Source organism: Sphingobacterium sp. UBA5639, assembly GCF_002421245.1.
GTDB lineage: Bacteria > Bacteroidota > Bacteroidia > Sphingobacteriales > Sphingobacteriaceae > Sphingobacterium > Sphingobacterium multivorum.
In genome coordinates this window covers 64,421-73,554 of the sequence record NZ_DIJR01000035.1, presented here as the reverse complement: position 1 = coordinate 73,554, position 9,134 = coordinate 64,421, and the positions used below count along the sequence as shown (strand labels likewise).

General features: G+C 41.1%; 9 protein-coding genes. 1 reads left to right on the top strand and 8 read right to left on the bottom strand.

Annotated features, from left to right (window positions below):
* Positions 1-48: 48 nt before the first annotated feature.
* The 8 genes from B4Z90_RS22405 to B4Z90_RS22370 all read right to left on the bottom strand — a co-directional run bounded on the left by B4Z90_RS22405 (position 49) and on the right by B4Z90_RS22370 (position 8,014).
* Complete coding sequence (locus B4Z90_RS22405) at positions 49-639, bottom strand: hypothetical protein (protein WP_112376352.1); 591 nt, start codon at positions 637-639, stop codon at positions 49-51.
* A gap of 5 nt (positions 640-644) precedes the next feature.
* Positions 645-1,388, bottom strand: coding sequence for a hypothetical protein (locus tag B4Z90_RS22400; protein WP_115049607.1), 744 nt, complete (start codon positions 1,386-1,388; stop codon positions 645-647).
* Between the two features lie 350 nt (positions 1,389-1,738).
* Positions 1,739-2,002, bottom strand: coding sequence for a 50S ribosomal protein L27 (gene rpmA / locus B4Z90_RS22395; protein WP_046672918.1), 264 nt, complete (start codon positions 2,000-2,002; stop codon positions 1,739-1,741).
* A gap of 44 nt (positions 2,003-2,046) precedes the next feature.
* Complete coding sequence (gene rplU, locus B4Z90_RS22390; protein ID WP_028068281.1) at positions 2,047-2,358, bottom strand: 50S ribosomal protein L21; 312 nt, start codon at positions 2,356-2,358, stop codon at positions 2,047-2,049.
* 160 nt (positions 2,359-2,518) lie between these two features.
* Positions 2,519-4,561, bottom strand: a complete 2,043-nt coding sequence (locus B4Z90_RS22385; RefSeq protein WP_112376351.1) for a M13 family metallopeptidase — start codon at positions 4,559-4,561, stop codon at positions 2,519-2,521.
* Positions 4,562-4,591: 30 nt separating this feature from the next.
* On the bottom strand, positions 4,592-6,100 hold the full coding sequence (locus B4Z90_RS22380; protein ID WP_112376350.1) for a bifunctional GNAT family N-acetyltransferase/carbon-nitrogen hydrolase family protein: 1,509 nt from the start codon (positions 6,098-6,100) through the stop codon (positions 4,592-4,594).
* A gap of 417 nt (positions 6,101-6,517) precedes the next feature.
* Positions 6,518-6,859 (bottom strand): DUF3467 domain-containing protein, encoded by a 342-nt coding sequence (locus tag B4Z90_RS22375; RefSeq protein ID WP_046672455.1) that lies wholly within the window; start codon positions 6,857-6,859, stop codon positions 6,518-6,520.
* A 36-nt stretch (positions 6,860-6,895) separates the two neighbouring features.
* Positions 6,896-8,014, bottom strand: a complete 1,119-nt coding sequence (locus B4Z90_RS22370) for a M42 family metallopeptidase (RefSeq protein WP_070561144.1) — start codon at positions 8,012-8,014, stop codon at positions 6,896-6,898.
* 272 nt (positions 8,015-8,286) lie between these two features.
* Between B4Z90_RS22370 and lgt the strand changes: the two genes are divergently transcribed.
* Positions 8,287-9,096 carry a prolipoprotein diacylglyceryl transferase gene (lgt, locus tag B4Z90_RS22365; protein ID WP_204991109.1) on the top strand — a complete coding sequence of 270 codons (810 nt, stop codon included), beginning with the start codon at positions 8,287-8,289 and terminating at the stop codon, positions 9,094-9,096.
* Positions 9,097-9,134: the final 38 nt, after the last annotated feature.

The window sequence follows — 9,134 nt, the reverse complement described above, 5'->3', positions numbered from 1 at the left end:
AATAAATTTGAGACAGCTTCTTAATATCTTATCACAGTATGCCCCTGTCTAAAGCAGAATCTTACGACTTACCGCTTTATCGATGGTAATATATCCCGGATAGAATACCGACTGCCCTGCGATATTGATAGAAGGTTTCACTTTTAACGTAAATATTCCCTTTTTATTCTCATCGCTCGACATTAAAAAATCCTGCAGGTCCGAATTCTTCAACAAATCATAGATATTGGTCGCTATACGCACATTGGCTACGGTAGATTCTCCGGGCTCTATTTGTAATGATTGATTGACAATCCCTTCCACAAGCTGCTGTCCACCATAAAGAATGATATACTGAAACTTATTAATGGATGCCTTTTTGAGCGTCGGGTTGTCTATTTTAAGCCTGATAACTGCATTCAATGGAATATCTTTCCGCAAATAGGCCAACGCCAGGCTTGGCGCTGCTCCCAGGTCGATTTGATTATTCTTGATCAGTCGTTGCAATGATGTTCCGGCCAACCGAATACTATCTACCGATTCCACATCGAACTTACATTTCGCCAAATTCTCGATCTGTGCCTTTTGTCGATTCACGCCGCAGCCGGAGATAAACAAACCCAGCAGAACCAAACATCCAAATAAAATTTTCTTGCTCATAATCCCTATTTTCCTCCAAATTTATATAAAACTCCCAGTGTAAACAATGGGTACCCTGCTTTTAAATAGGTATTACTTTTAAAACCAAATACCATACCGTTCGTATATTGCAGCTTCCATCCTTTCCCTAAGCCCATCCTTGTATAAAATACAGGTTCAATAAGCATATTGTCTTCTTTCTCTGCCGGAAGACCATCAATAGCGAAATTCTTCATCCGCATATTGCTCAACCGAATGATGGTACCGTAATCGATATCGTGCCGGTTGCCAAACAACTTTAGGGCATCCTTTTTCTCCGATGAAAAGTTTACCTGCACAAACACCTTTTCAAAATCCATATCCTTCGTTTCCACAATAGCTTGTCCCATCGTCGACGAACGCTTATCAACCACACTGGTATTGCCTAGCCCATACCCCCCGTAAACCTCAAACACACGATTATTTTTCCGACCGAAGCGTGTATAATAGCCAATCCCCGCTTCGCCCATCTTTTGCGCATAGTCTTTGATATTGGATTTATTATCCACATAGGAACCATTGGCAATGACAGCTACATGATCGGTTACGGCTACCCCCAGGTTGGCCGATACATTAGCCTTTGTATTGATATTACCGGAAACATATACCTCCCCAGCTTCTGTAAACATCGGCGCTGAAGGCACATTAGGCATGTAAATCGAACTACAGGAATAAAATGAACAGGCAAATAACCCCGCACACAAACCATATCCAAACTTGTTGTATTTCATATGTAAGTATTTATTCAATCGTGCTTGCATCCAATGGTATTCCGGAATGTTTCGCCTATTGTCTTAAAAACACCTATCCTTTATAAAAATTGTACCAAAGCTTTACATTTAACAGAAAATAACAATTTAAATAAAACCAAAACCTTAACGCACTCATTACCAACTCCGATAAATTGGCGGGGCAGCAGCGCTGCGGGCCAACGATATTGCCAACAGTGGCTCTGTGCAACGAAAGTGCAGCAAGTAGCATCCGATTTCGTTCCTATTGCCCAAGGGTAGATCCATGGGAGAACAGACAAACAAAAAAAGGCATCAATTTCTTGATGCCTTTCCAATATTGTTGCAAAACCTTACGCTTGTTCTGTAGGAACTACAGATACATAAGATTTATTGTTAGCTTTTTTACGGAAAACTACTTTACCGTCTACTAAAGCGAACAATGTGTGGTCTTTACCAATACCAACGTTTGTGTCAGGATTGTGTTGTGTACCGCGTTGGCGTACGATGATGTTACCAGCGATTGCTTGTTGACCACCGAAGATTTTGATACCTAAACGCTTGCTATGTGACTCACGGCCGTTCTTAGAACTACCCGCACCTTTTTTGTGTGCCATTTCTTTATCTTAATTTAAGACTATTTGTCTGATTAAAAATTCAATTATAACGTAATACCAGTGATCTGGATTTTAGAAAATTGTTGACGGTGACCGTTTTTCTTTTTGTAGCCTTTACGACGTTTTTTCTTGAAAACGATAACTTTATCGCCTTTTAAATGAGACAAAATTTTAGCCGAAACTTTTGCACCAGCAACGCTAGGTGTACCAATGGTAAATTTACCACCGTCTTCTGCTAACAATACATTGTCAAATTCAATACTAGCGCCTTCATCTCCTTGTAAACGGTGTACAAAAAGGAACTGGTCTTTTGCAACCTTAAATTGCTGTCCTGCTATATTTACTATTGCGTACATTGTTAATTAATTAAATGTGTTATTAAATGAAGGGCAAAAGTAATCAGTTTTTATCATAATTCAAAGACAAATTTACTTTTTCGTTTCCATTTAAACGTTATCAGTTGAACAGCATGACCTTAATCCGTATTAGGACAACGCTGTTCACGCCTGTTTCCGCTTACCAAACCAAAATTCTTTTCTCCGGTGCCACATACATTTTTGCTGTAGGCTGTACATTAAATGCTTTATAGAAAGCCTCCATATTGTATACGGGACCATTTACCCGAAATTGTTCGGGGCTATGTGGATCAACTTTTAAACGTAGCCGCATGCGCTCATCGCTGCTCTTTACGCGCCACACTTGCGCAAAACTCAGGAAGAAACGTTGATCTGGAGTAAAGCCATCAATCTTGTCCTGCCCCTGCCCTTGTTTGGTTAATTTAAAGGCATCATAGGCAATATTTAAACCGCCGATATCCGCCAGGTTTTCACCTAAAGTAAGCTCACCGTTTACATGTTGATTGTCCAACAGTGTAAAACCACCATATAACTTCGCTACCTGATTAGCGCGTTCCGTAAACTGTTTCGCATCCACGGCAGTCCACCAGTCATTCAAGTTGCCGTCTTTATCATATTGGCGCCCCTGATCATCAAAACCATGTGTCATCTCGTGTCCGATAACGGCACCGATAGCGCCATAATTGATTGCATCGTCCGCGTTGGCATCAAAGAAGGGGAACTGCAAGATGCCGGCCGGAAATACAATCTCATTATACGGTGGATTGTAATAGGCATTCACCGTAGGTGTTGTCATCAGCCATTCTGCCTTGTCAACCGGTTTACCAATTTTACCCACCATTTCTTTATAAGCATGCTTTGCAGCAGACTGCAAATTGGCATAGTAGGTATCTTTGGCGACTTCCACATCACTATAATCTTTCCACTTCTCCGGGTAGCCGATTTTTTTGGTGAAGGCTTCCAATTTTTCAATCGCTTTCTTTTTGGTTTCAGGCGTCATCCAGTCCAATTTCTCAATGCGGCTCTTATAGACTTTCTGCAAATTGTCGACCAATTCGAGCATTCGTTTTTTTGCTTCGGGCTTGAAGTATTCATCCACATACAACTTACCCACAATCTCGCCAAGATTCTCGTCCGCCGAACTCACCATCAGCTTCCAACGCTCTTTCTCCTGCTTCTGACCATTTAGGGTTTTCCCGAATAATTCAAACTTGGCCTCCCGGAAACCTTTGCTCAGTGCCGTCGCAGAAGCATTCGCTAAATCTGCTTTTAGTTTTGTCTTCCAGCTATCTAAGGACTGCGACTTCAACAAATTATTTAAAGCAAGGTAAAATTTGGGCTGCTGTACCAAAATCGTGTCGGTCTTCACATCCAAGCGTTGCAGAATATCTTTCCAGTTGAGGTTTGGCGTTTGCTTCTGAAATTCCTGTACCGCAAATTTGTGGTAGTTTTTAATGGGATCCCGCAATTCTACAGGTGTGGCATGCGATTTGGCAATTTCTGTTTCCAGGCGTAGCACTTCCTCAGCCGACTTTTGGGCATTTGCCCCTTCACCGATCAGTCCGAATAACTTGACCAGATACGCGACATAGGCCTCCCGGATCTTCTTCGCTTTCTCATCCTGATCTAAATAATAACTTGCTTCAGGCAGGTTGAGTCCCCCCTGAAAAAATTGCAATACATTCTTAGTGCTGATCCGGTCATCCGCGGCGACATAAAAGGTAAAAAGATCACCATCGCCCTCCTTAAATCCATCTGCAGCATACGCAATCAATTCATCAATACTTTTCAATCCATTGATTTTTTGAATGGCCCCTTCGATCGGTTTCGCACCCAATTTATCGATCGTCACCGTATCCATACCACTCGCATAGAAATCGCCAGCCTTTTGCTGATCTGAACCTTTTTTGTTGTCGGACTTTGCGGCCCCTTCCAAAATAGATTTCAGGTTTGCCAGATTTTCGTCGGCGAGCACATAAAAGGAGCCCCATCCTGTTTCCGATGCCGGGATCTGCGTATTTTTCATCCAGCTTCCATTCGCATATTGGAAGAAATTATCTCCTGGATTCACCGTCGTATCCATACCTGAGACATCAAAAAAATTTGTGCGGACCTCCTGAGCAGTATCGCTTTTCTTATTTGACTGACATGACATCATCATTAAGACCATGGATAGCGTCCCCCATTTGACTTTTTGTATCATATTTTAAGAGATTAAAAGCGTATTTAAATTTTACTTCAAAAGTTTCACTTCGTACAGATCCTTCCGCCTATCCTTCTTCACTTTAACAGTACCATACTCATGTAGGTCGCGCAGCGCATACAGATCAACGTCGGCAATAAGCACCATCTCCGCATTCGGTGTCGCCTCGGCTTTGATGGCATTATTGGGAAAAGCAAAGTCTGAAGGAGTAAAAACGGCGGACTGCGAATATTGTATATCCATATTATTCACACGCGGCAAATTACCCACAGAGCCAGCAATAGCCACATAACATTCATTTTCTATCGCCCTGGCCTGCGCGCAGGTACGCACCCGGATGTACCCGTTTTGGGTATCCGTCATAAAGGGCACAAATAGAATCTGCATGCCCTGATCGGCCAAAATACGGCTCAGTTCAGGAAACTCGACATCGTAACAGATCAACAGCCCTACTTTACCACAATCGGTGTCAAATACTTTCACTTCACTACCACCCACCATACCATAGTATTTAAATTCATTTGGCGTGATATGAATTTTTTTAAACTCATCCAGCTTACCGTTGCGATGACAGAGGTAGGAAACATTGTAGAGTTTTTTGTTTTCCATCAATGGCATGGAACCCGCAATGATATTAACGTTGTAGGATACAGCAAACTGTTGAATGCGGTCGATAATCTCGGAGGTATGCTGCGCAAGCCTTTCCATCGCCACGCGCTCGGGAAGATCGTTATAAGGGCTCATGAGTGGCGTATTGAAAAATTCCGGAAACATGATAAAATCTGTTCCATAATCACTCACGGTATCCACAAAAAACTCGATCTGATCATAAAATGCCTCCAGATTATCAAACAAGCGCATCTGCCATTGCACCAGCCCCAAACGGATCGTCTGCTTGGTGGTCGAAATGGACCGTGTCTCTGACTCATAATAAATATTATTCCATTCCAACAGGGTAGCAAACTCCATCGATTCAGCATCTTCAGGCAGATAATGCTTGAGTATTTTTTTGACATGAAAATCATTTGAAAGCTGAAAGGTCAGCGTCGGATCATAGATCTCCTTGCGTTTGACTTTCTCGATGTAAACCCGCGGACTCATTTTATCCGCATAGTTATGGTAATTGGGAATACGGCCCCCGGCAACAATACATTTGAGGTTCATCTGTTCACACAGCTCCTTACGCGCATCATAGAGACGCCGGCCGAGACGTAACGCCCGATGTGCCGGATGAACAAACACTTCTATCCCGTAAAGGGTGTCTCCATCATCACTATGCTTGGTAAACTTACCGTCATCGATAATCTCATAATAGCTATCGTAAATATTATTCTTTTTTGAATTCAGGATAATGGACAAGGCACAGGCAACGACATGTCCATCAATCTCCACACATAATTGCCCTTCGGGAAATATATCAATCAAATCCTGAATATTTTCCTTTGACCAGGTCTCACCTGCACCATCATAAGCCTGTTCCATCGATCGTTTCAAATCAACATAATCCTTCTTTGTCAAGTTCCGCACTTGAATATCCATATAAATCTCCTTTTTGAATTAGTTACCTAAATTTAGTAAAAGTAAATGCCAAGTCCAAAACTAGCAATAGCTCACAGGCGAATATCAGATGGCACCCAACTTCATATTTTAGACAGTGCTTACTCAGTGATTGTTCAGTGCTCGTTCAGTGCTTGCTCAGTGTAGACTGAATATGCACTGACTTATTACTGTCTAAACATTGATTAAGAAATATTAATAGGCACTACCTGATATGCAGATGTTTCAATTTTAATTAGATCTTGATGATCTTATCCCTTAACAGGTAGTTAGGGCAATCGTCTTTTTCATACATGAACCCAATTGGAGCATCGGAAAGACTTTGCTGAAATCAAGGACATAAAAAAAGCGCCAATGTTCAATTGGCGCTTTTGATATCTCAATGATAGCTGCAATCAACTATGCTTGACCTTGTGGCGTTCCAAAAGGGAATGCAACTGTAGGATCACCACCTTGTTGAGGTTGTTCAGCAACACCTAAGTCCATTTTAATTGGGCCATTTAATGCTTCGAAACGGTTCACGTTATCAACCAATGCACCTAACAAGCGTTTTGCATGCTCTGGAGTCAAAACGATTCTTGATTTCACTTTTGCTTTTGGCACTCCTGGCATCACACGGATAAAGTCAACCACAAATTCAGTATTAGAGTGAGTGATAATCGCAAGATTTGAGTAGGTTCCTTCTGCTACTTCTTCTGTCAACTCGATGCTCAATTCGTTTTGATTTTGGTTATTTTCCATAATAATTCTAATGATAAGTTAATATATTCTTAAATTCTACTTTGTAAATGTTCTAAAATCTTGTCCGTTCTCAATATTCAATAATGTTTCGTAGATCAACCGGATCACGTTATCCACATCTTCCTTGTGCACCATCTCCACTGTTGTGTGCATATAACGGAGTGGTAAAGAAATCAATGCAGACGGTACACCACCATTGCTATAGGCAAATGCGTCCGTATCAGTTCCTGTAAAACGAGAAGAAGCCTGACGCTGGAAAGGAATATTATTCTTCTCAGCAACTTTAACCAACAGTTTATTCAGATTAATCTGAACCGCTGGAGCGTAGGACAATACCGGACCTTTACCTGAAAATAGATCGCCCTGTGTGATCTTATTGATCATCGGAGTTTGCGTATCATGTGTCACATCAGTTACGATGGCGACATTCGGTTTGATACGATCTGCAATCATTTCGGCACCGCGTAAACCAATCTCTTCTTGCACCGAATTTACGATATATAATCCAAATGGCAATTTCTTTTTATTCTCTTTTAGCAAACGAGCAACCTCAGCGATCATAAAACCACCAGCACGATTGTCCATAGCCCGCCCAACATAATAACGGTCGTTAAGGATAGAGAATGTATCTTCGTATGTAATGACACAACCGACATGTATTCCCAAGGCTTCAACCTCTTCTTTGGTACTACAGCCACAGTCCAAAAAGATATTTTTCAGCGAAGGATTTTCTTCTTTCTCTCCCGAACGCGTATGAATTGCCGGCCAGCCGAATACCGCTTTGACAATGCCCTTTTCCGTATGAATATTCACGCGCTTAGACGGCGCAATCTGGTGATCTGAACCACCGTTACGTATTACATAGATCAGTCCGTCTTTGGTAATGTAATTGACAAACCAAGAAATCTCATCCGCATGAGCCTCTATAACGACCTTATACTCCGCTTTTGGATTGATTACCCCTACAGCTGTACCGTAGTTGTCAACGAATGTATCATCAACATAAGGCTTCAAATAATCCAACCACAGGCGCTGTCCTTCCCACTCAAATCCTGTAGGAGAAGCATTATTGATATATTTCTCAAAAAATGAAAGCGAATCTTTCGTCACAACCGCGTCGTGCTTCGGCTCTTTTTTCTTGTTTTTTTCTGCCATCTTTTCCTTTTCTATTTACTTTCGTCAAAATATGAAAATTTCAATGAAATGCAAAAGTAAAAATGTTTTTTGAAATATTGTTTGCGCAATTTATTTTAGGTTATACGCTCCTCTTTAAGTAAAAAGGATCCGCAAAAGACAATATTTTGTTCACGATGAATGAATTAGATCCGCAGCCCAATGATATTCTGCTTAAAAACAAATTGTAGGAATAAAAAAATGAGATTAAAGCTTATCTTTACTTCAAAGTAATTTAAAAAGCTATAAAATTTATGAATTCAATATTAAGTGCAATACATTGGAATATTGACCCCGAAATGTTCAACTTTGGCGCTTTTGCCCTTCGCTATTATGCCTTATGCTGGTTGTTAGCATTTTTTGTTTCATACGTGATCATGTTGCGTATATTCAAAAAGGAAGGCCGCACACAGGAACAGTTGGATCAGCTTTCAATTTATATTTTTCTGGGCACTTTGATCGGAGCACGATTAGGACACTGCCTATTTTACGATTTTGACTATTACAAAGATCATATACTTGAAATCTTCCTGCCATTCAAATGGGATAAAACAGGATTTCATATTACCGGCTTCGCAGGATTGGCTTCCCATGGCGGCGCCATCGGAATTATCCTCGCACTCTATTTATTCTGCAGAAAAACAAAAACCGACTTCTTGTGGTTAGCGGACCGATTGGTCGTTGTAGTCCCTATTGCCGGTGCACTTATCCGTATCGGAAATTTCTTCAATTCCGAAATTATTGGCACACCTACAGATCTACCCTGGGCTATCGTGTTCGAACGTGTAGACAATGTACCACGCCACCCTGGGCAGCTTTATGAAGCAATCGCCTATATTTTGATCTTTATTATCATTGGTTCCCTATTCAAATCAAATCCCAATCGCCAAAAAGGTCAATTATTTGGTATATTCATGGTCCTATTATTTGGTGCACGCATGGTCTTGGAACATTTTAAAATTGACCAGGAAGCTTTCGAGCAAAGTATGGCTTTAAACATGGGCCAATTACTGAGTATACCTTTTATTTTGGTGGGCTTCTACTTTATCTTCCGGAAAACCTAAGCTTAAAACAGGCCGCAATATATCCTTGTTTGCAAATA